Here is a 25537-nt window from a genome sequence, read left to right on the forward strand (position 1 = left end):
GGTATCAACATATCTGGCGTTGACTTTTGGCACGCTGTTGAGTTCTCAAGGAACGGACGCTTCCTTCGTACTCACCCTCTCGGGCTTTCCTCCGGGCGCTTCCCTTCGGTGTCTCCGACTCTATCAGATCTTTCCGACCCGATTTCCTCGGTGCTTTCCAGGTTCCCGCTCTCGCGTTTCCCTTTCCGGCGATTCCGACTCTATCAGATCCTTTCGGCGTCCGATTCCCAGTCAGAGGGGGTTGCCGGTCGGGCTGTTGGGCCGTTCCGACGAGTTCAACCTTAGCGGATGCTCTCGGCGATTCCCAATCGGGCGTCCGAGTCCCTATTCGAATTGAATTCGGGCACGCCGAAATCAATCCGGTCAGGAGATCTTGCTGATGGTTGAGTGCCGCAGTGCGGCGGAAGGTGATGCCGCAGAACCGTTACGGGCCCGTGGCAACCCGAAGAACTTTACGGATCGAGCCGGGGGGTGTCAAGCGCCGACTGTCAAGATCTTTTCGGTCCGGCACCCTCGGGTCCGTCAGTCCAGGTCGGTGAGGCGTCCGCCGGCGTCCGGCTGGGAGTGCTCCACGCGGCGCAGGAGCCGGGTGAGGACCTCACCTAGAGCCGTGCGCTCGGCAGGGTTGAGGTCCTGGAGGAGGTCCTCCTCGAAGACGGTGGCCAGACGCATGGCCTCCAGCCACTTCTCCCTGCCCTCGGGGGTCAGCTCCACGATCACCCGGACACGGTTGCTCTCGTCCCGCTCCCTGGTGACCAGCCCCTCGGCGACCATGCGGTCGATCCGGTGGGTCATCGCGGCCGGCGTCAGGCCGAGGCGCTTGGCGAGGTCGCTGGGGCCCAGGCGGTAGGGGGCGCCGGAGAGGACGAGGGCCTTGAGGACCTCCCACTCGGCGTTGCTGATGCCCAGGGCGGATGTCTGACGGCCGTAGGCGACGTTCATGCGGCGGTTCAGCCGGGACAGCGCCGAAACGATCTTCTCGACCTGGGGGTCGAGGTCCTGGAACTCGCGCTGGTAGGCCGCGATCTGCTCTTCGAGGGTCGGTTCGGTGCCGAGGGTGCCGGGGTTGTCGCCCATGGCCGCAGTATCGCACGTCCCCGCTTTGCCTTGAAGTCCTTGACTGTGTACTCTTTAGCTTCGAACTTTAGTTTCGAAGTCTTCACTCCTAACTACTGAGAGAGGTGAACGTGACCAGGGCGATGGGCGCAGCGATGCGCCGGATCCACGTGGGCAACGCACTCAGCGCGTTCGGGCTCGGCTTCACCGTCCCCTACCTGTACGTCTATGTGGCGCAGGTGCGGGGGCTGGGGCCCATGACGGCGGGGACGGTCCTCGCCGTCTTCGCCGTGGCCGCGCTGGTCGTGCTGCCGATCGCCGGGCGGGCCATCGTCCGGCGGGGCCCGCTGCCGGTCCTGATCGCCGCCCTGGTGACCGCTGCCGCCGGTGCGCTGAGTCTGGGGCTCGCCGCCGGTGCCGCCACCGTCCTGGCCGCTGCCGCGCTGCTCGGTGCGGGGCAGGCCGTGATGCAGCCCGCCCTGGCGACGATGATCGTGGACTGCTCCGGCGCCGACACCCGGTCGCGGGCCTTCGCGACGCAGTTCTTCCTGCAGAACCTCGGGCTCGGCGTCGGCGGGCTCATCGGCGGGCATCTGGTCGACACCACGCGCGTGTCGTCGTTCACGCTGCTCTTCGCGATCGAGGCGGCGATGTTCCTGCTGCTCGTCGTCGTGATGTCCACCGTGCGGATGCCGCACTCGCCGCGCCTGGCGGATGCCCCGACACAGTCGGCCGGTGGCGACTGGAGGCGGCTGCTGGGCAACCGGGCCATGGTGCAGCTGTGCGTGCTGGGCTTCGTGCTGTTCTTCGCCTGCTACGGGCAGTTCGAGTCGGGGCTGAGTGCCTACGGCGTCGAGGCGGCCGGGATCTCCACGTCCGCGCTGGGCACGGCGCTCGCGGCGAACACCGGGATGATCGTGGTCGCGCAGTTCGTGGTGCTGCGGTTCGTCGAGCGGCGCCGGCGGACGCGCGTGATCGCCCTGGTCGGTCTGATCTGGGCCGTGGCGTGGCTGACGGCCGGGTACGCGGGGCTGGGGCACGGCAGCCGGGAGATGGCGACCGCGGCCTTCGTCGCCACGTACGCGCTGTTCGGGCTGGGCGAGGCGATGCTGTCGCCGACCGTGGCTCCGCTGGTCGCCGATCTGGCGCCCGAGGGGTATGCGGGGCAGTACAACTCGGCGTTCGCCCTGGTGAAGCAGCTGGCGCTGGCCGTGGGGCCGGCGGTGGGCGGTCCGATGGGCGCGTCCCTGCACGCGCCGTACGTCGTGACGTTCCTGCTGTTCTCGCTGGGGATCAGCGTGCTCGCCGTGCGGTTGGGACGGCGGCTCACCGTCGTGCAGGACCAGCCGTGGGCCGCCCGGAGCCGGGTCGTCACCCGGGGTGGCGCGGCCCCCTCGGAGCGGGTGCCGTCGGAGGCCTGAGCCGGGTGGACGCCCGGCGGCGCCCGCCTACGCCCGGGGCGCTTGCGACGGCAGGGCGAACTCGCACCACACCGCTTTTCCTCCACCCGGGGTCCGGCGCGAGCCCCAGTTCGAGGCGATCGTCGCGACGATCGCGATGCCCCGGCCCGACTCGTCGGCCGGTTCGGCGCGGCGGCGCCGGGGCAGGTGGTCGTCGCCGTCGGTGACCTCGACGATCAGGCGGCGGTCGGTGCGGCGCAACCGCAGACGCATGGGCGGGGTGCCGTGCTGGAGGGAGTTGGCGACGAGCTCGCTGGCGGCCAGCACACCCAGGTCGTGCAGGTCGGCGGGGAAGCGCCAGCTGGTGAGCACGCCGGAGGCGAAGGCACGCGCGCGCGGGGCCGCCTCCACACCGCCGAGGAGTTCCAGGGCGGCATTGCGGAAGAGGTCGCCGTCACGGCCCGTGCGGGCCGGGTGCTGGAGGACCAGGACGGCGACGTCGTCGTCGTGGTCGGCGGTGACACCGGCCGAGCGGACGAGCCGGTCGCAGACCACCTGCGGGGTGCCGGAGGCCCCGGCGAGGGCGCGTTCCAGGGCCGCGATGCCTTCGTCGAGGTCCTCGTCGCGGCGTTCGACCAGGCCGTCGGTGTAGAGGACGGCCGTGGAGCCGGGACCGAGCGGGACCGAGCCGGAGGCGTGGATCCAGCCGCCGGTGCCCAGTGGCGGGCCGGTGGGTTCGTCGGCGCGCAGGACGGTGCCGTTCTCGTCGCGGACGAGGATCGGCAGGTGGCCGGCGGAGGCGTACACCAGTCGGCCCTCGTTGGGGTCGTGGACCGCGTAGACGCAGGTGGCGATCTGGTTGGCGTCGATCTCGGTGGCGAGGCCGTCGAGGAGCTGCAGGACCTCGTGCGGGGGCAGGTCCAGGCGGGCGTAGGCGCGGACGGCCGTGCGGAGCTGGCCCATGACGGCCGCGGCGCGGACGCCCCGGCCCATGACGTCGCCGATGACCAGGGCCGTGCGGCCGCCGCCGAGGGTGATGACGTCGTACCAGTCGCCGCCGACCGCGGCCTCCGTGCCGCCGGGCTGGTAGGTGGCGGCGATGCGGAGGTCGTCGGGCTGTTCCAGTTCCTGGGGCAGCAGGGACCGCTGGAGGGTCACGGCGGTCTCGCGCTGGCGGCGCTCGCTGGCGCGCAGGCGTTCGGCGGCCTCGGCGTGGTCGGTGACGTCCGTCGCGAAGACCAGGACGCCGGGGCCGCCGCCGTCGCCCTCGGTGACGGGGGTGCAGGTGAAGGTGTAGGAGCGGCCGTCGGGGGCCTTGCGGGACTTCAAGGTGCGGGGCTTGCCGCTGCGCAGGACCTGGTCGAGGAGGGGGAGCAGGCCCAGTTCCTTCAGCTCGGGGAGGGCCTCGGCGGCGGGCCGGCCGCAGGGGCGTCCGCCGAAGGCCGCGGTGTAGGCGTCGTTGACGTGGGCGAGGCGGTGGTCGGGGCCGTGCACGAGGGCGACGAGGGCCGGGACGCGGTCGAGCACCTCGCGGACGGGCAGTTCGTCGACCGCGGGGACGGTCGGGGTGCCGTCGGTGGGTCGTTCGGCGCGGGCCGCGGGGACGGCGCCTTCGCTCCGCCGGTCGGTGGCGACCGACTCGGTCCGCGCTGCGGCGCGGCGCTGCGTTCCGGGGAGCCGGGCGCTCCAGCGCGTGAAGTTCACGAATCCTTGCCTCGTGTAGTCGTCGTCGGCCGGCTCCGGGGCCCGGCCTGGGCTCCGGGGGCCGGGCGGCGGTGGCCGCACATTGTTGCAGCACCCGGGAAATGCAGCACGTGGGAACAGCCTCTGGGTTCGCGGACGGGGGGCGGCCCGTCCGGGCTCGGGGACCAGTCTGGCAGGGTGGATGTCGGGGCCGACAGTCAGACGCCGGGACAGCCGATGGAGTTCCTGGGTCCGGTCAGGACGACCCCTTCGGGTCGTCCTTCGGCTTGTCTGAAGGTTTTCCACCGGCAGCCAGTTCGAACTCTGCGCGAGGATGTTCGAGGGAACCGAGCGAGACGATCTCCCTCTTGAACAGTCCGGCGAGTGTCCATTCGGCCGTCACGCGTGCCTTGCGGTTGACGGTGGGGATGCGGCTGAGGTGGTAGGTGCGGTGCATGAACCACGCGGGGTAGCCCTTGAGTTTGCGCCCGTAGACGTGGGCGACGCCCTTGTGGAAGCCCAGGGAGGCGACCGAGCCGGCGTAGCTGTGGGCGTAGGCCTGGAGGGGTTCGCCGCGCAGGGAGCGCGCGATGTTGTCGCCGAGGACCCTCGCCTGGCGCAGCGCGTGCTGGGCGTTGGGGGCGGTCTCCGCACCGGGTTCCGCGGCGGTGACGTCGGGGACGGCGGCGGCGTCGCCGGCCGCCCACGCGTGCGGGGTGCCCTCGATGGTCAGCTCGGGGGTGCAGATCAGCCGCCCGCGGGCGTTGCGGGGCAGGTCGGTGGCGTCGAGCACCGGGTGGGGCCGGACACCGGCCGTCCACACGACCGTGCGGGTGGGGAAGCGGGCTCCGTCGCTGAGGACGGCGACGCGGTGCGCGCAGGACTCCAGACGGGTGTCGAGGCGTACGTCGATGTTGCGGCGGCGCAGCTCCGAGACGGTGTAGCGGCCGAGGTCGGCGCCGACCTCGGGCAGGATGCGGCCGGAGGCCTCGACGAGGATCCACTTCATGTCCTCGGGCCGGACGTTGTGGTAGTAGCGCGCGGCGTAGCGGGCCATGTCCTCCAGCTCGCCGAGCGCCTCCACTCCGGCGTATCCGCCGCCGACGAAGACGAAGGTCAGCGCGGCGTCGCGGATCGCGGGGTCGCGGGTGGAGGAGGCGATGTCCATCTGCTCGATGACGTGGTTGCGCAGGCCGATGGCCTCCTCCACGGTCTTGAAGCCGATGCCGTGCTCGGCGAGACCGGGGATGGGGAGGGTACGGGCGACGGAGCCGGGGGCGAGGACGAGTTCGTCGTAGGTCAGCCGCTCCGGGGGCGAGCCCCCCTCCTTGGTGGCGAGGGTGTCGACGGTGACCGTGCGGGAGGCGTGGTCGACGGCGGTGGCCTCGCCGATGACGATGTGGCAGTGCGGCAGGACGCGGCGCAGCGGGACGACGACGTGGCGCGGGGAGATGTTGCCGGCCGCCGCCTCGGGCAGGAACGGCTGATAGGTCATGTACGGGTCGGGACTGACGACCGTGACCTCGGCCGTGCCCTCCTTCAGTTCCCGTTTCAGGCGCCGCTGGAGACGCAGGGCCGTGTACATCCCGACGTAGCCGCCGCCGACAACGAGAATGCGCGCACGTTCCTTCACCATCCCATGACGCACCCGGCGCAGCCGTTTGTCCACAGCCCCGGCGATTTGTGTGACCGCGTGCCGGGGATGCGCAGAGTTGGCCGAAACGCCCAAGTGCGGGACGGGTGCCCAGGTCAGAGGGCGTGCGCCGGGGTGTGGGACGGGGCGCAATCGGGATGTATGCGACCCGTACTCCGATCGGGGGGCGCTCCGTGCGGAACCTGCCCCTTCTGAATTGACTCCCTCTCAACTATGTTCGTGTGTCGACGGGGTGTAGGGGGAGCGCTCATCGGGACCGCGGCACGCGGGACCGGGCACGCGAGGCTTGATCCGCACGCCTGGCATTTCCAAGCGGAGAGTCTCCGGGGGGAGACGTCATTACCGGGGGATCGTTTATGCACATTCAGGACTCGCACTGGTCGTCCGCGTCCGCCCTCGCGGCGGGCGGCGGAACGCTGAGCGCGGCGGCGGGCAACGGACGCGGGGACACTGCGCGGACCACGCCGCTGCGGGTGGATGCACAGCGCAACCTGGAGCACGTGCTGCGTGCGGCGCGCGAGGTCTTCGGCGAGCTGGGCTACGGCGCGCCGATGGAGGACGTCGCGCGGCGTGCGCGGGTGGGTGTCGGCACGGTGTACCGGCGCTTCCCGAGCAAGGACGTGCTGGTCCGGCGGATAGCCGAGGAGGAGACCGCGCGGCTGACCGACCAGGCGCGCGCGGCTCTGGGCCAGGAGGACGAGCCGTGGTCGGCGCTCTCGCGCTTCCTGCGCACGTCGGTGGCCTCGGGTGCCGGGCGGCTGCTGCCGCCTCAGGTCCTGCGGGTCGGGGTGGCCGAGGAGCGGACCGGCTCCGTGGCGGGCGACGCCACCCGGGTGCCGCAGCAGCGGACCCAGCCGGGCGGCGGCGAGCTGCGTCTGGTGACCGAGCACAGCACCGCGGAGCCCGAGGACGACGCGGGGACGGCGGCGCTGCTGGAGGTCGTGGGCCAGCTGGTGGAGCGGGCACGCGCGGCGGGCGAGCTGCGGCCGGACGTGTCGGTGTCGGACGTGCTGCTGGTCATCGCGACGGCGGCACCTTCGCTGCCGGACGCGGCGCAGCAGGCCGCGGCGTCGGCACGGCTGCTGGACATCCTGCTGGAGGGGCTGCGCTCGCGCCCGGCCTGACCGGACCGCGCCGGACCGCGCTCCGCGCCGGGACGCCCCGTGCAGCACCGGTCGGCGGCGGTCCGCACCGGGCCACTGGGCAGGAGTGACGATGGGGTGCGGGCGCCGCCGGCCCCCGCCGTCACCCGGCCGCCGCCCGTGACAGCCCGACTCCGGACTTCGCGAGGCCGGTTGACGCTCCCCGTTCGAGTGAGAACCGGTACAGGTTTCCGAAAGGTCCCCTCGGACGGGTGGATGCCTCCGGCTCCGAGGCCCTGGCCGAAAACCGATGTGGCACTCTGACCCGGTGGTCGGGAGTGGTCGGGCAGGCGGCGGGGGCATACCGCGATGAGCGTTGACGGGCGGGACGGGTCACTCGGTGACGGCGACGCGCAGACCGGCGACCCGGCCCTGCCGCAGGTGCCGAGTCAGGGCGGACGGGCGGGTGCCCCCGCGGGTGACGGCGCGCCCCGGGGCGGAGCACGCCGCGGCAGCCCCGTGGAACCGGCTGCGGCCGGTGGCCCTTCCGACGGCGGCGTCCCGCCCCAGCGGGACCGGCACGAGGACGGCGACCTGCCGCCGGCGCGCGACCTGCCGCCGTCCGACGTCGATCTGATCCAGCGGATGCGCGCGGGCGACGACACGGCGTACGAGGAGCTGTACCGGCGCCATGCCGACGCCGTGCGCCGCTACGCCCGCACCTGCTGCCGGGACGCGCACACCGCCGACGACCTCACCGCCGAGGTCTTCGCCCGCATGCTCCAGGCGGTCCGCGGCGGCTCGGGGCCCGAACACGCCGTCCGCGCCTACCTGCTCACCTCCGTGCGGCGCGTCGCCGCGCACTGGCTCCAGTCGGCCCGGCGCGAGCAGCTCGTCGACGACTTCGCTCTCTTCGCCGCCTCCGCGGCCCGTGCCACGGAGGGCGCCGACGACACCGTCGGCCTGGGCGCGGACGTCCATGCCCTGCACGAGGCCGAGCAGTCCATGGCGATGCGGGCCTTCCGCTCCCTGCCCGAACGGTGGCAGGCCGTGCTGTGGCACACCGAGGTCGAGGACGAGTCGCCCAGCGAGGTCGCCGTTCTGTTCGGCCTCGACGCCAACGGCACGCGCGTGCTGGCGAGCCGGGCCCGCGAGGGCCTGAAGCAGGCCTATCTGCAGGCCCACGTCTCCGCCGCCCTCACCGGCGACGAGGCGTGCGCCCGCTACGCCGACCAGCTCGGCAGCTACGCCCGGCGCAAGCTGCGCACCCGTGCCGAGCGGGGCCTGCGCAAGCACCTGGGGGAGTGCGCGCGGTGCCGCCTGGCGGCCAGTCAGATCGAGGAGGTCGCGGGCAGCATCCCGGCCGTGGTGCCGGTGGCCGTCATCGGCTGGTTCGGCGCCGCCGGGTACGCCAAGGCGCTCGGGCTCGTCACCGGCGGAGCCGGTGCGGGCGCGGCCGGCGCCGCGGGCGCCGCCGCCGCGGCCAGCGGAAGCTCCTCCGGCGCGGGCGCGGGCAGCGGGGCGGTCGTCTCGGAGGGGCTGGCCGCGCCCGTGAAGGCGGGGATCGCCGCCGGCGTCGTCGCCGTGGCGGCCACCGCGGTGGCGCTGGCCCTGACCGACGGCGGCAACCCGCCGAAGCGACCGGTGGCGCAACCTCCGGTGTCCGCGCCGGCGGTGCGGCAGGAGCCGCCGACCCCGGCGCCCCCGCCCGCCCCGACACCCACGCCCACCCCGACGCCGAGGCGGACACCTCCCGAGCCCGCGCCGGTGGTGCTGAAGCCGACCCCCGCGCCCGAACCGACCCCGACGCCGACCCCGACACCCACGCCCAGACCGAAGCCGACACCGACACCGACGCCGACACCCTCGCCGGCCGCGACGCCGTCCCCCACCCCGAAGCCGACGCCCACGCCCACTCCGCCGCCCGCACCCGTCGTCTACCGGCTCAGCGAGGTGTCGTACGACGTCGCCGGCGACGGCACCGCGCCGGAGATCGACCTCGCCGGCAGCAGCTGGGTGTGGCAGCGGTACGGACTGTCCGTCGCCGGCCGGCACTACGCGCACGGCGTCACCGTCCGCGGCGACTCCTCGGTCACCGTGGCCCTGAACCGCTCCTGCTCGTCCTACGACGCCGTGGTCGGCGTGGACGACATGATGCTGCGCCTCGGCAAGGTGCACTTCTCCGTCTACGCCGACGGGGTACGGCTGTGGCGGTCCGGAATGCTCAAGGGCGGGGAGCCGGCCGTGCCGGTGCATGTCGGCCTCGCCGGGCGCAGGACGGTCCGCCTGGTCGTCGAACCGCACACCCCGCTGGACAGGCCGGTCCTGGCCGACTGGGCCGAGTCGGCGTTCACCTGCTCGTAGGGGCCGGGCCGGCGCCGTGGTCGGCCACCGAACGGTCGAGTTCGCGGCAGATATCGTCCGGGGTGAGCGCCGCGCCCCGGGCGTGCTCGGCGGCGTAGCACGCGGCACCGAGGACGGCCCGGGCCGCGGCCTCGGCCCGGGCGGCGGCGTCGGCCTCCGGCCGGGGGCGCGGGTACCCGCCGCGCAGCCGGTCCGCCGCGCCGAGCAGCCGGGCCGCGCGGGCGAAGTCGCCGAGGTCGGCCAGCAGCCCCGCCCCGATGTCCGCCGTCCCCGCCACCACCGGCTCGGCGCACCGCCTCTCCACCGCCTCGCGGTGCGCGGCGGCCAGCGGGGGCAGCCCGTGCGCCGGGCCGGACCCGGCGGCGCGGACCAGCGCGTCGACCGCGCCCAGCATCACCGAGAACTGAGGCGGCGGCGTGCCGCGCATCGCCGCCTGCCGGGAGGCCTCGTGGAGCTCCCGCGCCCGGGCGGTGTCCTTGTCGTCCAGCGCCATCTGGGCACGCAGCAGCAGGACGAACGCCTCGGTGTCCGCCACGCCGTACCGGTCGGCGGCGACGGCCGCCTCGTCCAGGGCGGCCACCGCGGCGGGGCGGTCCCCGGCACGGTAGGCGATCTCGCCGAGCCGGGCGAGCAGGAACGGCGACTCGGCGTACGCACCGACCTCGTGGGCGAGCCGCAGCGCCTCCCGGTACTCCCCCTCGGCCTCAGCGAACCGGCTCCGGGCCATGGCTGCCTCACCGGCGGCGCTGGACACGTGTGCCTGCATCCAGCGGTCGCCGACACGGCGGCCGATGGCCCGCAGCTCGGCGAGGTCGTCGTCGATGCGTTCCATGCCGCCCGAGGAGTCGACGGCCAAGTGGGTGCGGATCATGAGGGTGACGCCGACCTCCCAGTCCCCGCCGTGGGCGCGGCACTGGGCGAGCGCGGTGCCGAGGGCCGTCCGCATGTCGCCCACGTCGCCCAGGAAGTGCGCGGCCAGCGGCCACACCACCCCGGGCATCCGGGCCGTCCGGGGCCCTCCCCGCTCGAAGTGGGCCAGCAACCGGGACACGTACCGCCGCGTCCGCTCGTCCGGCGGGGAGTCCGCCGGCGGAAGTTCGCTGCGGTAGAACAGGTCGAGCATCCGCAGGTCCATCCGCAGGTCGTGCCGCGGGTGCCGCGTCTCGCCGTCCGGTGCCGTGAGGAAGGCGTCCACGAGGTCGGGGACGGCGCCGGAAAGGGCATCGCCGACGGCATCGGAGGCGGCCCCGCCGGTGGCATCGGACGCCGATGCGGCGGGCGGGTCGCCGACGGTGGGCGGGGCCCCGGGGGATCTGGCGTGACCGCCCTGCGGGTGCGGTGCGCTGGACGCCCGAGCGTCCAGGGCCGCGCCCAGGCGGAGGGTGCGGGTGACCCAGTCGTGCCCCTCGCGGTGGTAGTTGCGCAGCCACCAGAACCAGCCCACGGAGAGGCACAGCGCACCGGCCTCCTCCTCGTCGCCGGAGGTGAGGGCCCGGTGCAGGGCCGCGCGGATGTTGTCCAGTTCGGTCTCCAGGCAGGCGATCCAGGGCAGTTGCCCGGCGGACCGCAGCTGCGGCTCCGCCTGCGCCGTCAGCGCGGACACCCACGCGCGGTGCCGCAGTTCGGCACCGGCACGCAGCCCGGGGACCTCGGCGGCGCGTTCGGCGGCGTACTCGTGGATCGTCTCCAGCATGCGGTAGCGCATGCCGGGGGACGCGTCCCGCCCGTGCCCGGACGGGTACGGGGTCGCGACGACGAGGGACTTGTCGACCAGCGCCCCGACGAGTTCGGCGACCGGCCCGGTGCACACGGCCTCCGCCGCCGCCAGGTCCCAGCCGCCGGCGAAGACGGACATCTCGCACAGCATCGTCCGCTCCGGCTCGTCGAGCAGGTCCCAGGACCAGTCGACGACGGCCCGCAAGGTCTGCTGGCGGGGCAGCACGGTGCGGCTGCCGGAGGTGAGGAGGCGGAAGCGGTCGTCGAGGCGGTCGGCGATCTGCCGGGGCGTCAGCATCCGCAGCCGGGCGGCGGCCAGCTCGATGGCCAGCGGCAGGCCGTCGAGGCGGCGGCAGATCTCCGCGACGGCGTCCTGGTCGCTCAGCGCCTCGCCGGCGTCGGGACCGACGGTCGCGGCGCGCTCCCGGAAGAGGCGGTGCGCCTGGTCGGGGCGCAGCGGAGCGACCGGGCGCACCGCCTCGCCGGGGACGCCGAGGGGTTCGCGGCTGGTGGCGAGGACGGTGAGCCCGGGGCAGCGGGTCAGGAGGGTCTCGGCGAGGCCGGCGGCCGCGCCGACGACGTGCTCGCAGTTGTCGAGGATCAGCAGCTGACGGCGTGGGGCGCAGTGGTCGACGAGGAGGGCGACCGGGTCGTCCTGCTGGCCGGCCAGGTCGTTGGCCAGCAGAACGGTCTCGCGCAGGCCGAGGGCGCTGACGACCGCGCCCGGCACCGCCTCGGGCCGGTCGAGCGGCGCCAGCTCGGCCAGCCACGCCTGCGGGATGCCGGCGGCGGCCTCCTCGGCGAGACGGGTCTTCCCGGAGCCACCCGGTCCGACGAGGGTGACCAGACGGGCGCTGCGCAGGTCGGAGCGGAGGGCCGCGAGCTCGGGTTCCCGGCCGACGAACGACGTGAGCCGCGGACGGATGTTGCCGGTCCCGGCGGACAGGTGCCGCGGCGCGGGTCCGGCCGCCGGCTCCGCCGCGGATGTGGAGCGCCGCGCGGGGTCGAGCAACTCGGCGTGCAGCGCCCGCAGTTCCGGCCCGGGGTCGGCGCCGAGGCCGTCGGCGAGGGTACGGCGGGCGGCGTCGTAGGCGGCGAGTGCGTCGGCCGTGCGGCCGCAGTCGCGCAGGGCACGCAGCAGCAGGGCTCTCAGCGGCTCGTCGTACGGGTGCGCCGCGGTGAGTTCCTGCAGCTCCGGTACGGCGTCCCTGGCGCGGCCCAGGCGCAGGCGGGCCTCGGCGCGGGCGCGGGCCGCCTCCAGGCGCAGGGCCTGCGCGCGGGTGGCCGCGGTGCGGTCGGGGAGGTCGGCGAGCGCCGGCCCCCGCCACAGCGCGAGCGCCTCGTCGAGGGCGGGGGCGGCGGTGGCTGCGTCGCCTCCGCCGAGGGCGGCCGCGGCCTGCCGTAGGAGCCGCTCGAAGACGTGGAGGTCGACATCGCCCTCCGTCGCGGCGAGCCGGTAGCCGCCGGGCTCCGAGGTGACGGCGTCCCTGCCGAGGACGCGGCGCAGACGGGCGACGAGGGCCTGGAGGGCGGCGGGGGCGTCCTGGGGCGGGTCGTCGGCCCACACGTCCCCGATCAGGGTCTCGGGGGCGGTGACACGGCCGGGCCGCAGGGCGAGGGCGGCGAGCAGGGCTCGGAGGCGGGGGCCTCCGACGGGCAGGGGTCTGCCGTGGTCGTCCTCCGCCTGTGTGACGCCCAGGATTCCGTACCGCACCGGGTCATTGTCGCCGGGGCCGTCGGGAGGGGCACGCGGTTTGCGAGCCGGAGCGGTGTCGCACCGCCGGCGGGGCGAGGGGGAGCGTGACCTTCCCGGCGTCTTCCGGCCTGTCCCCGCCACTCCGGGCGCCTTCAGGTCGGCGCCTGCCACTCCCGACGCCTCCCGCCCTCGCCTCCCTGCGCCTTCAGGCCGGTCCCGGCGTCTCCCCCGGCCTGTACCGGCTCCTCCCGGCGCCGCGGGCCGTCCCCCGCCCCCGGCTCCGCGTACGGGTCAGCCCAGTCGGCGTACCGGCTCCACCGCCCGGGGTGTGCGGGTGATGCCCGACGGGACGGCACGCGCGCGTGCCGGTGTGCCGGTCCAGCAGGTTCCCCGGCGGGCCAGGAGGCGGCGGAGCCACAGCTCCAGGGCGACGATCTCGGCGAGACCGTCCAGGGGAAGCGGGTCGCCGACGGCGGCGCCGCGCAGGGCCTTGCGGACCACGCGGGCCTCGACGAGGCCGGCCTCGGCCAGGAGCGGGGTGTCGAAGAGCGCCAGCAGGGGATCCGCGGCCACCCGGAGGCCGGTGCGGGCCGCGGCGGCCGAGGACGCGTGGGAGGGGGCGCCCCAGCCGGGCGGCAGGTCGCTCACGCCGGCGCCCTGCAGGACGGTGCGCAGGATCTCCGCTCGGGCGCCGGGCCGGACCCGCAGGGTCTCCGGAAGGGTGCGGCAGGCGCGGACGACCTGGTTGTCGAGGAACGGGGCGTGCAGGCGCTGCGAGCGGATCTCCGCCGCCTGTTCCAGGATCCTCAGGTCCGCGGCGTGCCGGGCGAGCGCGGCACGCGCGCGGTGGTCGCCGGGGCGGTGCCCCGGACCCGCCCCGGAGCGGTGCAGGGTCTCCCGGAGGCGGACCGACACTTCCGCCAGGGCCTCACCGGTCAGCCAGCGGGCGGCCGGACCGGGCGAGGCCCAGGCGAGTGCCGCCAGGGACGCTCCGACCGCTCCGCCGGGTTCGTCGAAACGCTGGTGCAGCAGGCGTTCGGCCAGGCTCTCCAGCCCCGCCCGGTAGGGCGTGCGGGCCAGGCGGCGGGCGGCGGCGTACACCCGCGCGGGGACGAGGACCGAGCCGTCCGCCTTGGCCAGCGCGGCGACCGGGCGGACCAGGTGCCGGCGCTTGCGGTCCATGAGCAGGTCGGCGAGGCGCGCGGGGTGGGCGTCCAGGACCTGGCGGGCCCCGTGCCCGATGAAGTGGTCCGCACTGCCGGACATCAGGCGGGCGCGGTGGCGGGCCGCCGTCACCAGGACGGAGCCGGGCTCGTCGGTGAGCGGGCCGTCCAACTCGGCGTACGGCAGGACGTCCTCGCCACCGGTGACGACGACGTGGTGCAGACGGGGGTTGGCCGCGAGGGCGCCCGCCCGCTCCAGTTCGGCCTCGCGGCCGGCGACCGCGAGGTCGTTGAAGGTGACCGCCAGCAGGCGTTCCCCGGCGCCGGTGCCGTGGCCGAGGACCGTTCCCGGCCTGCCCGGCAGGCCTGCGGCCAGCAGCGCGAGCGTGCCGGAGGCCGGGCCGCCGGAGAGGTCGGCGCCGATGCCGGGGACGGGCATCCCGCGCGCGGCGCGCCGTTCGGCGGGGCCCATCCCGGGGACCGGGCCGGGGTCGATGTCGGGGACGTGCCGGGGCGCGGACAGGCGGGTGCGCACGGCGTCGACGAGCGCGTCGCGCACACCGTCCACGGCGCTGTCCGGGTCGGCCGCGGGGGCGGCCACGGCGAGCGAGGCGACCGGCTCGTAGCCGGCGATCTCGCGCGCCCCTGCGCGAAGGATCAGCGCGTGCCCCGGCGGGATGCGCTGCACTCCCGCGTACGGGGTGGAGTCGTGCAGCGCGGCCGGCACGTCGGGCGCGGCGAGCAGGGCGGCGAGGTGCCCGAAGTCCAGGTTGGCCTCGATGAGGTCGGCCAGGGGAAGTGCGGCCGTCGCGTAGGCGGTGCCGCCCGCCCAGGGGGTGTGGAACACCGGGCGGGCCCCGGCGAGGTCGCCGCAGACGGTGACCCTGCGGCCGACCTGGACGACGGCGGTGTAGCTGCCGGGCCAGGCGGTCAGGTGGCGCAGTGCGCCGCCGCGGGCGGCGAACAGGCCGACGCGCAACTGCTCGTCGGTCGCGCCGCACAGGCCCAGCACGGCGATACGGGTCGCGGGGTCGGCCTTGACCACCCGGACCTCGTCGGGCCGCCAGTCGCCGACCGCCCAGAGCGGGTCCGGGTCGCCCCACAGCAGCTGCGAGCCGACGGGGTGCACGGTCTCACCGTCGTGTCCGGTGGTCCCGGCGGAGCCGACCTCGGCGACCCTCGCGGCGGTGCTGCTCCATCCCACCAACCACCGCATCGACGCCTCCACAGGCTGTGGACATTCCGTGCACCGTACGAACGGTTCACCATGCTGCCACGAAGAGCGGCGCTCGGCGGGGCGACGACGCCGGTTGCGCGCCGCGAAGTGCGCCGGGGAGTGCGCTGCGGGGGCGGAACGGCTGCGACGCGAATGCGCCCCCGATTCGCTCCCCCAAAACGCCCTGTGCGCCGTGAAGTTCCATGGTGGGAGCGGGAATCGGGCGGTCCGAACGAGGGTCGATTTTCAGCCAAATCGAGGGCATCCGGGGCGGATTGGCGCGCGTCCACGCGCAAAGCGCACACGCTCCGTACATATGCGACCCGGCCTCAGCACAAGGTCCAAAAAGCGCACGGTCCGGGAGACGGCGACGTCTCCCGGACCGGTCCGCCGCCCGCGGGGATGAAGGCGGCGGTGTCCCCCAGCCCACTGGATCCAGTACAGCGGGCCGACCCACGCACCACCCATGGAACCGCTCCCCCGATGGCCGGAGAAGAGCGCACGGACGGGCGCACGGCCACACGGCGGGAGCGCGCCGCAACCCTGCGTGCAGGCGCCCGCACTTCAGTACGGACCACAATCCCGCCAACCGGAACAATGCCCCTTAACGCTTGGGATGCGGCGAACTACGCTGGGTTTACGAATGCCGCGTGGTTATGCCAGCGCGGCAGCCGTCTGTGTCGAGGGGTGGCGCATGTCCAGGGAGCAACGCGGGCCGAACGAAAAACTCGGCGCCGTTCTCGCCCTCGCGGGAATCAGCAACGCAGGGCTCGCCCGCCGCGTCAACGACCTTGGCGCCCAACGCGGATTGACTCTTCGCTACGACAAGACCTCGGTGGCGCGCTGGGTGTCGAAGGGCATGGTGCCGCAGGGTGCGGCACCGCACCTCATCGCCGCCGCCATCGGCCAGAAGCTGGGCCGTCCGGTGCCGCTCCACGAGATCGGCCTGGCGGACGCGGACCCGGCGCCCGAAGTCGGCCTCGCCTTCCCGCGCGACGTCGGACTGGCGGTGAAGTCGGCGACGGACCTGTACCGCCTCGACCTCGCCGGGCGTCGCGCCGGCTCCGGCGGCATCTGGCAGTCCCTGGCCGGTTCGTTCGCAGTGAGCGCATACGCAACGCCCGCCTCACGCTGGCTGATAACACCGGCCGACAGCTCGGTGGCGCGCGAGGCCGGCCCGGCGGAGGGCTCCGGCGCACCGATCAAAGTCGGCCACAGCGACGTGCAGAAGCTCCGTGAGGCCGCCGAGGACGCCAGGCGCTGGGACTCCAAGTACGGAGGCGGCGACTGGCGTTCGTCCATGGTGCCGGAGTGCCTGCGGGTGGAGGCGGCGCCCCTGCTGCTCGGCTCCTACTCCGACGAGGTGGGCCGGACCCTGTTCGGGGCGTCGGCCGAACTGACCCGCCTCGCCGGCTGGATGGCCTTCGACACGGGGCAGCAGGAGGCCGCGCAGCGGTACTACATCCAGGCACTGCGACTGGCCCGTGCCGCGGCGGACGTCCCGCTCGGCGGATACGTGCTGGCGTCCATGTCGCTCCAGGCCACCTACCGGGGCTTCGGCGACGAGGGCGTCGATCTCGCGCAGGCCGCCCTGGAGCGCAACCGCGGCCTGGCCACCGCCCGCACCATGAGCTTCTTCCGTCTCGTCGAGGCACGTGCGCACGCACGCGCGGGCGACGGGCAGGCCGCCGGGGCCGCCCTGACGGCGGCGGAGGGCTGGCTGGAGCGGTCCCGCCCCGGCGACAACGACCCGTCGTGGCTGGGCTTCTACTCCTACGACCGCTTCGCCGCGGACGCCGCGGAGTGCTACCGCGACCTCAAGGCCCCGCGGCAGGTCCGCCGGTTCACCGAGCAGGCCCTGTCGAAGCCCACGGAGGAGTTCGTCCGCTCGCACGGGCTCAGGCTGGTCGTCTCCGCGGTCGCCGAGCTGGAGTCCGGGAATCTGGACGCGGCGTGCGAGCAGGGCGTGCGGGCGGTGGAGGTCGCGGGGCGGATCTCCTCGGCGCGGACGACGGAGTACGTGAAGGACCTGCTGCACCGCCTGGAGCCGTACGGCGACGAGCCCCGTGTGGTGGAGCTGCGGGAACGGGCCCGGCCGCTGCTCGCCCCGGCATAGACGTGTGTGGGCGGGGGCCGAGCCGGTGCGGAGGCGGTCCGGCCGCGGCTCGGACGCCACGCGTACGGGAGGCGGCCTCGGCGGCGGTGCGTCGGGCGGAGGCGGAGGGGCCGTCGTCCCCGCGCGGACGACGCCGGACGCCAGGGCCTGCCGGTCCGCGGTGGGCCCACCGCGCGGGCGGTCGTCCACCTCGCCGCGGGGCCGTGCGCCGACGGTCGGGGCCGGCCGTTCGGACCGGCCGTTCGGACCGGCCCGGAGGAGCCGCCGGCCGGCACGGGACCGCGGCGGCCGAGCAGCGCCCTCGGCCGTCCGCGTTTGAACGCGATGTCAGTGGCGCAGTGCACTATCGATGTGGGAGGTGGTGCAGGTGCGGCAGGGGGTCGCGTACGACTGCGACGTGCTGGTGGTCGGCGGCGGGATCGTCGGGCTGTCCACCGCCCATGCGATCACGCGTGCCGCGCCGGGTACGCGGGTGACCGTACTGGAGAAGGAGCCGGGGCCCGCCCTGCACCAGACGGGGCGCAACAGCGGCGTCATCCACAGCGGGATCTACTACCGGCCGGGTTCGCTGAAGGCGCGGTACGCCGTCGGGGGTGCCGCGGAGATGGTCAAGTTCTGCGCGGAGTACGGCATCGCGCACGCCGTCACCGGCAAGCTGATCGTCGCCACCGAGCGGGACGAGCTGCCGCGCCTGCACGCCCTGGTGCAGCGCGGCCGGGAGAACGGCATCCCGGTGCGTGAGCTGGGCACCGCCCAGATCGCGGAGTACGAGCCGGAGGTGCGTGGCCTGGCCGCGATACACGTCGGCACGACCGGCGTGTGCGACTTCGTCGGCGTGGCCCGGCAGCTCGCGGAGGCCTCGGGCGCGGAGATCCGGTACGGCGCGCAGGTCGTCCGCATCGACCGGCGGCCCGAGCGGGGCGCCGCGGTGCGCACGGCGGACGGGGACATCGTCCGCGCGCGCGTGCTGGTGAACTGCGCCGGACTGCACTGCGACGAGATCGCGCGGCTGGCCGGCGACGACCCCGAGGCGCGGATCGTGCCGTTCCGCGGCGAGTACTACGGGCTGGCGCGGCCCGAGCTGGTACGGGGGCTGGTGTATCCGGTGCCGGATCCGGCCTTCCCGTTCCTCGGGGTGCATCTGACGCGGGGGGTCGACGGAGAGGTGCACATCGGACCCAACGCGGTACCGGCGCTGGCCCGCGAGGGGTACGACTGGGGCGTCGTCCGGCCGCGGGAGGCCGCGGCGACGGTGGCGTGGCCCGGTTCGTGGCACATCGCGCGGCGGCACTGGCGGTACGGGATCGGGGAGCTGCGGCGGTCGGTGTCCAGGGGGGCGTTCGTCGAGGCGGTCCGCAGGCTGCTGCCGGCCGTGACGGAGGAGGACCTCGTGCCGGCGCCCGCCGGGGTGCGGGCCCAGGCCGTGCTGCGGGACGGGACGCTCGTCGACGACTTCCTGATCGAACAGGGCCCGCGGACGGTGCACGTGCTGAACGCGCCCTCGCCCGCTGCCACGGCCTCCCTGCCGATCGGCAGGGAGGTGGCGAGACGGGCGCTGGACGTGCTGGCGTCCGTCTGAGGAGCGGGCCCTGTGCACATGGGCACGGGCCGGGCCGCCACCCGTGCCCGGTCGTCCTCCCCTGCCCCCTCCGGGGCGGGCGGTGCCCGTGGCCGCCGGCGCCCGGCCGTCCTCCGGACCCGGTCGGTCGTGGGACGGGGTGCGCACCCCCGTAAAATCGACCTCACTGTGTCTGACTCCGTGAGCACCCCCCGACCCCCCCGGCCCGGCCCCGGCGACGAGCTGTCCTCCCACGTCCCCGGTGTGTCGGTCCGGCACACCCGTGCCAAGGGGGAGCCCCGGTTCCCGGACGGCCCGAGGGCCGATCCTGCCGGGTCGCACTTCGAGCGGCGGATCCGGAGCTTCCAGCCCCGCAGGAGCCGGGTGACGGCCGGGCAGGCGGACGCCCTGCAGCGGCTGTGGCCCGAGTGGGGGCTCGACATCGACGGGCAGCGGGTCATCGACCTGAAGGAGCTGTTCGGCAACGACCACCCGGTGGTGCTGGAGATCGGCTTCGGCATGGGCGAGGCCACCGCGCAGATGGCGGCGGCCGATCCGGCGACGAACGTCCTCGCGGTGGACGTCCACACCCCCGGCCAGGGCAACCTGCTCAATCTCGCGGACCGGAACGGCCTGTCCAACGTCCGTGTCGGCAACGGCGACGCGATCATCCTGCTCCGGGAGATGCTGGCCCCCGACGCGCTCGACGGACTGCGCGTGTACTTCCCCGACCCCTGGCCGAAGAAGCGCCACCACAAGCGGCGACTCGTCCAGCCGGAGTTCCTGACGCTCGCCGCGACCCGCCTCCGGCCGGGGGCGCTCGTGCACTGCGCCACCGACTGGGAGCCCTACGCCGAGCGGATGCTGGAGGTGCTCACGGGGCACCCCGACTTCGAGAACACCCGGACCGACGGCGGTTTCGCGCCACGCCCCGACTTCCGGCCGCTGACCCGTTTCGAGGGGCAGGGACTGGACAAGGGTCATGTCGTGAACGACCTGCTCTTCCGCCGCGTACAGCACCGCGACGGGGAGCGGGGCCGGAACCGGTTCCAGAGCCTGAGCCCGTCTGCCGACAGCGAGTGAACAGCCCCGCAGGACCAGCCCCGCAGGACCTCCAGCGCATGACCTCCACCGCGTGACCATCAGAGCACGACCACCAGCGCGTGCAACCCCGTGCCCCGGCGGGCGGCGCGATACGCCGTCGCGGGCGACACCCCTCCCTCGTTAGGGTCGATGCCGTGGCCAGCACTTCTCCGTACCCGACGTATCCGCCGTATCCGCCGCACCCCGGCGAGGGAGTCGACCCGGCCGGCGGTGCGCTGCGGCACGCGCACTGGTGGCAGCGCAGCTGGGTCCGCTACGGAGCACTCGTCACCCTGCTCGCCCTGTCCGGGCTGGTCATCCTCGCGCTGGTGCGCGAGCAGACCGGCACCCAGGGCTTCCTGGTCGGCCTCGGGCTGGCCGTCCTGCCGGTACCGCTGCTCGTCACCGCGTTCCGCTGGCTCGACCGGGTGGAGCCCGGCCCCTGGCGGAACCTGGTGTTCGCCTTCGCCTGGGGAGCGTGCGCGGCGGCGCTGATAGCCATCGTCGCCAACAGCTTCGCGACCCGGTGGATCGCCACGTCCACCGCCGACCCGTCCAGCGCGGACACCCTGGGCGCCACGGTCATCGCGCCGATCGTGGAGGAGTCGGCCAAGGCCGCCGCCGTCCTCCTCGTCTTCCTCTTCCGCAGACGCGACTTCACCGGGATCGTCGACGGCGTGGTCATAGCCGGGGTCACGGCCACCGGCTTCGCGTTCACCGAGAACATCCTCTATCTCGGGACCGCCTTCGGCACCGACCAGATGTCCGGCGACCGCGGCATCGCCTCCGTCACCGCCGCGACGTTCTTCGTGCGCGTCATCATGTCTCCGTTCGCGCACCCGCTGTTCACGGTGCTCACCGGCATCGGCTTCGGGATCGCCGCGCTCTCCGGCGAACGCCGGCGCGTCAGGCGCGTCCTGCTGCCGCCGGCCGGCCTGCTGCTCGCGATGGGCATGCACGCCTTCTGGAACGGCTCCGCGACCTTCGGCCCGTTCGGGTTCTTCGCCGTGTACGGCGCGTTCATGGTGCCCGCGTTCGGACTGCTGACGTGGCTGGTGATCTGGACCCGGCAGCGCGAGCTGCGCACGGTCCGCGAAGAGCTGCCGGCCTATGTCGTCGCCGGCTGGTTCACGGCCGGCGAGCCGTTCGCCCTCGGTTCGATGCGGGCCCGCCGACTGGCCCGCGAGTACGCCGGCCACCACATCGGCAAGCAGGCGGCACGAGCCGTGGCGCAGTACGAGGCGTTCGCGACATCGTTGGCGTTCCTCCGTCACCGGGGGCGCCGAGGGCGGGCGGACGCCGACTTCGTCGTACGGGAGCGGGAACTGCTGCACGAGCTGTGGGCGCGGCGCGAGGTGGCGCGGCCGGCGTTGGAGTACGCCGCACGGGCGACGGCGCCCGTCTGGCCCGCGGCGGCCGCCGTCCCGGGGCCGATGCCGTGGCCGGGGCAGCACCAGTGGCCGGGACAGGCACCGGGCCAAGCCGCTCCGTGGCAGGGCCAAGCCGCTCCGTGGCAGGGGCAGGCGACGGGGACGTGGCCCTCGGCCGGACACGGGCCGGCAGCGCCGTACCAGCCGGCGTACAACCCCTACCGGTCGTAGCCGGCAACGTCGGAAAACGGCGGGCGGCCGAGCGACGGCCCTCGCCGGCCGGGCCGAGCGCCCACGTCCCCTGGGCCACCAAGGCCCTGCGCCCAGGGCCCCAGGCCCGGCTCCTGGGCTCCTGGGCTCCTGGGCACAGCCGTCGCGCCGCAGGGGTCCGGTGAGCCCGTCGTGCGGGAAACGGTCCCGCGGTCGGAAGGGTTCGCTACGCCGACGCCTCCGTCAGCGTGTCCAACTCCGCGTCCGTCAGTGTCAGTTCCGCCACCCCGAGCAGCACCGGCAGTTGCTCCGCCGTCCGCGCGGAGGCGATCGGCGCGGCGACGGTCGGCTGGGCGGCGAGCCAGGCGAGGGCCACCGTGGCGACCGGGGCGTCGTGCGACCGGGCGACGTCGTCGAGCGCGGCGAGGACCTTCGGGCCGCGCTCGGACTCCAGGTGCCGTGCGGCACCGCCCGCCCGCGCGCTCTCGACGGTCGCACCCGCGCGGTACTTGCCGGTGAGGAAGCCGGAGGCCAGCGCGTAGTACGGGACGGCGGCCAGGCCCTCACGGGCGGCGAGGTCCTGGAGGGCTCCCTCGTAGGTGGTGCGGGAGACCAGGTTGTAGTGCGGCTGGAGGGCGACGTACCGGGCCAGGCCCTCGCGGTCGGAGAAGTCCAGGGAGGCCTTGAGCCGCTCGGGGGAGATGTTCGAGGCGGCGATGTAGCGCACCTTGCCCGCCCTGACCAACTCGTCGAGGGCGCCGATGATCTCCTCGACCGGCACCTCGGGCTGGTCGAAGTGGGTGTAGTAGAGGTCGATGTGGTCGGTGCCCAGGCGGCGCAGGGAGGCGTCGGCGGCGGCCCTGATGGTGGACGCGTTCAGACCCCGGTGGTCGGGGTGCTGGCTGACCTTGGTCGCGACGACGACGTCGGAGCGGTTGCCGCGGGCCTTCAGCCAGGCACCGAGGATGGTCTCGGACTCGCCGCCCCGGTTGCCCTCGGCCCACGCCGAGTACACGTCGGCGGTGTCGACGAAGTTGCCGCCGGCGGCCGTGTAGGCGTCGAGGACGGCGAAGGACGAGGTCTCGTCCGCGGTCCAGCCGAAGACGTTGCCTCCGAGGGTGAGCGGGAAGACCTCGAGGTCGGACGATCCGAGCTTGCGAAGAGGAGTCATGCTCCTCCTGAACACACGTGTGACATGCGCGCATTCCGCATCCGGTTCCGCGGCGCGCTGCCACCCGCGCCCCGCCCGCGGCGACCCGCTCCGCGCACGTCTTCCGGGCCCTCTCCCCCGCAGACGCGGACCGGCGGCCCTGACGTGGGGGGGTGCCGTCAGGACCGCCGGGGACCGGGTGGCCGCGGGGGAGCAGGGGCGATCAGAGGGATCCGGTGGATCCGGAGGATCGAGCCGAAGAGATCGCGCCGGAGGTGAAGGTACCGGGCCGGATCGGCCCGGACCGGGGGTGTCAGGGGGTGAGGCCCTTGCTGCGCAGCCACGCCATCGGGTCGATGCCGGTGGTCTGGCCGCCGGGGTGGACCTCCAGGTGCAGGTGCGGGCCGGTGACGTTGCCGGTGGCACCCACGCGGCCGATGACGTCGCCGGTGTTGACCTTCTGGCCCACGCTGACGTTGATCGACGACTGGTGGCAGAACCAGAGCTCCGTGCCGTCGTCGAGGGTGAGGATCGTGCGGTAGCCGTACGCACCGGCCCAGCCGGCCTCGGTGATGGTGCCGCTGTGGATGGCCTTGATGAGCGTGCCGGTGGGGGCGGCGAAGTCGAGGCCCGTGTGGTAGCCGGAGGACCACATGGAGCCGGCCTGACCGAAGGTGGAGGTGATGGTGTAGGACGAGGTCGGCAGCGAGTACTGGCGGGCCAGCTCGGCGAGCCGCTCGGCCTCGGCCTTCTTCGCGGCCTCCTCCTCCGCCTCCTTCTTCGCGGCGGCGGCCTCGTCGGCGGCCTTCTTCTCCGCCGCGGCGGCGGCCTCCTGCGCCTGCTTGGCGAGGGCGGCCTCGGTCGCGGCCTGCGCCTTGGTGTCGACCGCGACCTGCTGCTGCTCGGCCTGGGCCATGATGCGGGTGCGCAGGGCCTCGCCGGCGTCGGTGGCGCTCTGCTCGGTGCCGGCGGTGCCCCCGCCGATGTCGCTGAGCGGGCTGGCGGCGGGCTCGGCGGCGGGCGCGTCGTCGGAGATCAGCGAGCCGACCGACGGCAGGTCGGGCAGGGAGATGGACACCGGGGGCTTGCCGGTCTGCGCGCTCGCCATGCCGCCGGCGCCGACGGCGGCGATGACGCCGACGCCCAGGACGGTGGAGCTGCGGGCGAGTCCGCCGCGCTGCTTGGCGACCCGGTGCCGGCCGCGGACGGGACGGATGGACTCCTCGGTGGGATTCCATTCCTCCCAGGGGCCCTCGTCGGTGCGGTAGCTGCCGTAGCCGAAGGTCTCGCTGCGCTGCTGGCTCGGCACGAACGGGGGTGCGGAGGCAGGACGGTTGGACGCCACGCGGGCGTACTCCTTTCCTTCCGTCGCCTACCGGGTTAGCTGACGGGTTCGGAGCGGGAAGGTCTCCTACGCGCGTATACGAGCCGTCGGCAGACGGCGGCATACGCCCGATTCACCCCAAGGTGGTGGTTCCCCGGTTCCCTGACGGGATTCGGCGCGTGAGCACGGAGCCGCCTCTTGTGGCGACTGGGACGACCGCGCTGCGTTATCGAACGTTAATAGACCCGGAGGCGGGATTCCAAGCCGTTCGGCTTGATCATTAACATTTCCGGCCGGGACTTACACGTCACGACCGTGCCAAATCGGGCGAGTTGACTCGGCTTCGGGCGAGACCCGAGAACTGACGGTGTGTCAGTTGTTATGCGCAGGGCGGTCGTCCGGGCACGGTCGGTGACCTTCACGGCCGCCGCACGGCGAGCAGTGCCATGTCGTCCGTCAGACGCCCGCCCGAGTGGCGCCGCACGTCCTTGGCGACGGCGGCGAGAAGCGCGCCGGGATCGTGGCAGACACGGCCCTCCAGCCGCTCCTCGACGTCGTAGAAGCGGCCCTGCGGGTCACGGGTCTCGCTGACGCCGTCGGTGTACAGCAGCAGCGTGGCACCGCCGGGGAAGGCGGCCCGGTCGGCCTGGTCGGGCCAGGCGCCGAGCTCGCCCATGCCGAGCGGCAGCGCGGGCTGGGTCGCGAGCAGCGCGCGGACCGTGCCGTCGGCGTACAGCAGCAGGGGCGGTGGATGGCCCCGGTTGAGGACGCTGAGGGTGCCGTCGCCGTGCGGCAGCTCCGCCAGGACGGCGGTGGTGAACTCCTCGAAGGCGTCGACACGGTCCCGCCGGGTGCCCTCCCGGGCCAGGGCCCGCTCCAGGCGCTGGGCCACCGCCTCCAGGGTGGTCTCCTGCTCGGCGGCCTCCCGGAACGCGCCGATCACCACCGCCACGGCCGACACCGCTCCCAGGCCCTTGCCGCGCACGTCTCCGACGATGAGCCGGACGCCGTGCGGGCTGTCCTGCACCGCGTACAGGTCGCCGCCGATGGAGGCGTCCGCCTGGGCGGCCTCGTACCGTGCCGCGATCTGGAAGCCGCCGATCCGCTCCACCGGTTCGGGCAGGACGGCGCGCTGTGCCGCCTCGGCGATCTCGCGGGCGGAGGCGAGCTGCTCGCTGCTGCGCCGGACGAGGGTGTTGATCAGTACGGCGAGCGCGGACACCGTCACGACGGTGACCAGCTCGGTGACCGCGTCCACGTCGAAGACGCCCCCGAGCACGAGGTGGACGGCGAGCACGACGGTCGTGGCGGCGAGGCCGGTGAGCACGGTGCCCCGCCGCGAGTACAGCGGAGCGGCCACCAGGGGGGCGGCGATGAACAGCGGCACCGCGCTGTACGTCGAGGGCGTGTAGTAGTCGTAGACACCGCCGGCGGCGATCAGCAGCGCCGGGAGCAGGCGCACGGCGGTGCGGGCACGGGAGATCCGCCGGCCCTCGGGAGCGGGGGGCGCGGGCGGGTCACCGGGGGCGGGATCGCCGGCCGGGGCCGGACCGCCGGGCCGATGCCCGGAGCCCTGCGCGAGCGCCCCTTCGTCCGCCATGTCACCAGGCCGCACTTTCGTCTCCCACCGACCTACATCCACACCCTGTCCTCGCCGGTCCGCAACGCTCGTGCGGGCGCATCCGGATCGTCCGGC

The 25537-nt window shown here is 74.3% G+C and carries 15 protein-coding genes and 1 riboswitch; of the genes, 7 read left to right on the plus strand and 8 right to left on the minus strand.

Annotated features, from left to right (window positions below; genetic code table 11):
• Positions 1 to 522: 522 nt before the first annotated feature.
• Entirely contained in the window at positions 523 to 1077 is a 555-nt protein-coding gene (locus JS756_RS02850; RefSeq protein WP_205381312.1) for a MarR family winged helix-turn-helix transcriptional regulator, read from the minus strand.
• A gap of 134 nt (positions 1078 to 1211) precedes the next feature.
• Here JS756_RS02850 and JS756_RS02855 point away from each other — a divergent pair, with 134 nt between their 5' ends.
• Complete coding sequence (locus JS756_RS02855; protein WP_205381691.1) at positions 1212 to 2477, plus strand: MFS transporter; 1266 nt, start codon at positions 1212 to 1214, stop codon at positions 2475 to 2477.
• 27 nt (positions 2478 to 2504) lie between these two features.
• Here JS756_RS02855 and JS756_RS02860 read toward each other — a convergent pair whose 3' ends face one another.
• Both JS756_RS02860 and JS756_RS02865 read right to left on the minus strand, forming a co-directional pair.
• Positions 2505 to 4160, minus strand: a complete 1656-nt coding sequence (locus tag JS756_RS02860) for an ATP-binding SpoIIE family protein phosphatase (RefSeq protein ID WP_205381313.1) — start codon at positions 4158 to 4160, stop codon at positions 2505 to 2507.
• Between the two features lie 235 nt (positions 4161 to 4395).
• Positions 4396 to 5775 (minus strand): NAD(P)/FAD-dependent oxidoreductase, encoded by a 1380-nt coding sequence (locus JS756_RS02865; RefSeq protein WP_205381314.1) that lies wholly within the window; start codon positions 5773 to 5775, stop codon positions 4396 to 4398.
• Positions 5776 to 6149: 374 nt separating this feature from the next.
• On the opposite strand from JS756_RS02865, the gene JS756_RS02870 reads away from it, so the two are divergent.
• Both JS756_RS02870 and JS756_RS02875 read left to right on the plus strand, forming a co-directional pair.
• On the plus strand, positions 6150 to 6917 hold the full coding sequence (locus JS756_RS02870) for a TetR/AcrR family transcriptional regulator (protein WP_205381315.1): 768 nt from the start codon (positions 6150 to 6152) through the stop codon (positions 6915 to 6917).
• Between the two features lie 327 nt (positions 6918 to 7244).
• On the plus strand, positions 7245 to 9239 hold the full coding sequence (locus JS756_RS02875; protein WP_205381316.1) for a sigma-70 family RNA polymerase sigma factor: 1995 nt from the start codon (positions 7245 to 7247) through the stop codon (positions 9237 to 9239).
• Here the strand turns inward: JS756_RS02875 and JS756_RS02880 are convergent.
• On the minus strand, positions 9226 to 12669 hold the full coding sequence (locus tag JS756_RS02880; protein ID WP_205381317.1) for an AfsR/SARP family transcriptional regulator: 3444 nt from the start codon (positions 12667 to 12669) through the stop codon (positions 9226 to 9228). The genes JS756_RS02875 and JS756_RS02880 overlap by 14 nt on opposite strands.
• A 273-nt stretch (positions 12670 to 12942) precedes the next feature.
• On the minus strand, positions 12943 to 15030 hold the full coding sequence (locus tag JS756_RS02885) for an asparagine synthase-related protein (protein ID WP_205381318.1): 2088 nt from the start codon (positions 15028 to 15030) through the stop codon (positions 12943 to 12945).
• A 694-nt stretch (positions 15031 to 15724) separates the two neighbouring features.
• Here JS756_RS02885 and JS756_RS02890 point away from each other — a divergent pair.
• The 4 genes from JS756_RS02890 (at position 15725) to JS756_RS02905 (ending at position 21388) form a co-directional block, all read left to right on the plus strand.
• The gene (locus tag JS756_RS02890; protein WP_205381319.1) at positions 15725 to 17146 is read left to right on the plus strand and encodes an NsdA family TPR-like regulatory protein; all 1422 of its coding nucleotides are present in this window, start codon (positions 15725 to 15727) and stop codon (positions 17144 to 17146) included.
• Between the two features lie 358 nt (positions 17147 to 17504).
• Entirely contained in the window at positions 17505 to 18725 is a 1221-nt protein-coding gene (gene lhgD / locus JS756_RS02895) for an L-2-hydroxyglutarate dehydrogenase (protein ID WP_307790324.1), read from the plus strand.
• A gap of 168 nt (positions 18726 to 18893) precedes the next feature.
• Complete coding sequence (gene trmB, locus JS756_RS02900; protein WP_205381321.1) at positions 18894 to 19787, plus strand: tRNA (guanosine(46)-N7)-methyltransferase TrmB; 894 nt, start codon at positions 18894 to 18896, stop codon at positions 19785 to 19787.
• 155 nt (positions 19788 to 19942) lie between these two features.
• The gene (locus JS756_RS02905; RefSeq protein WP_205381322.1) at positions 19943 to 21388 is read left to right on the plus strand and encodes a PrsW family intramembrane metalloprotease; all 1446 of its coding nucleotides are present in this window, start codon (positions 19943 to 19945) and stop codon (positions 21386 to 21388) included.
• Between the two features lie 205 nt (positions 21389 to 21593).
• On the opposite strand, the gene JS756_RS02910 is transcribed toward JS756_RS02905, so the two are convergent.
• The 3 genes from JS756_RS02910 to JS756_RS02920 form a co-directional block, all read right to left on the minus strand.
• The gene (locus JS756_RS02910) at positions 21594 to 22538 is read right to left on the minus strand and encodes an aldo/keto reductase (RefSeq protein ID WP_205381323.1); all 945 of its coding nucleotides are present in this window, start codon (positions 22536 to 22538) and stop codon (positions 21594 to 21596) included.
• Positions 22539 to 22830: 292 nt separating this feature from the next.
• Complete coding sequence (locus tag JS756_RS02915; protein ID WP_205381324.1) at positions 22831 to 23862, minus strand: M23 family metallopeptidase; 1032 nt, start codon at positions 23860 to 23862, stop codon at positions 22831 to 22833.
• A gap of 9 nt (positions 23863 to 23871) precedes the next feature.
• A riboswitch (cyclic di-AMP (ydaO/yuaA leader) is annotated at positions 23872 to 24029 on the minus strand.
• A 230-nt stretch (positions 24030 to 24259) separates the two neighbouring features.
• Positions 24260 to 25441: a PP2C family protein-serine/threonine phosphatase gene (locus tag JS756_RS02920; RefSeq protein ID WP_205381325.1), complete on the minus strand. Its 1182-nt coding sequence runs from the start codon at positions 25439 to 25441 to the stop codon at positions 24260 to 24262.
• Between the last annotated feature and the right edge of the window lie 96 nt (positions 25442 to 25537).

This window comes from Streptomyces actuosus, assembly GCF_016921115.1.
GTDB classification, from domain to species: Bacteria; Actinomycetota; Actinomycetes; order Streptomycetales; family Streptomycetaceae; genus Streptomyces; species Streptomyces actuosus_A.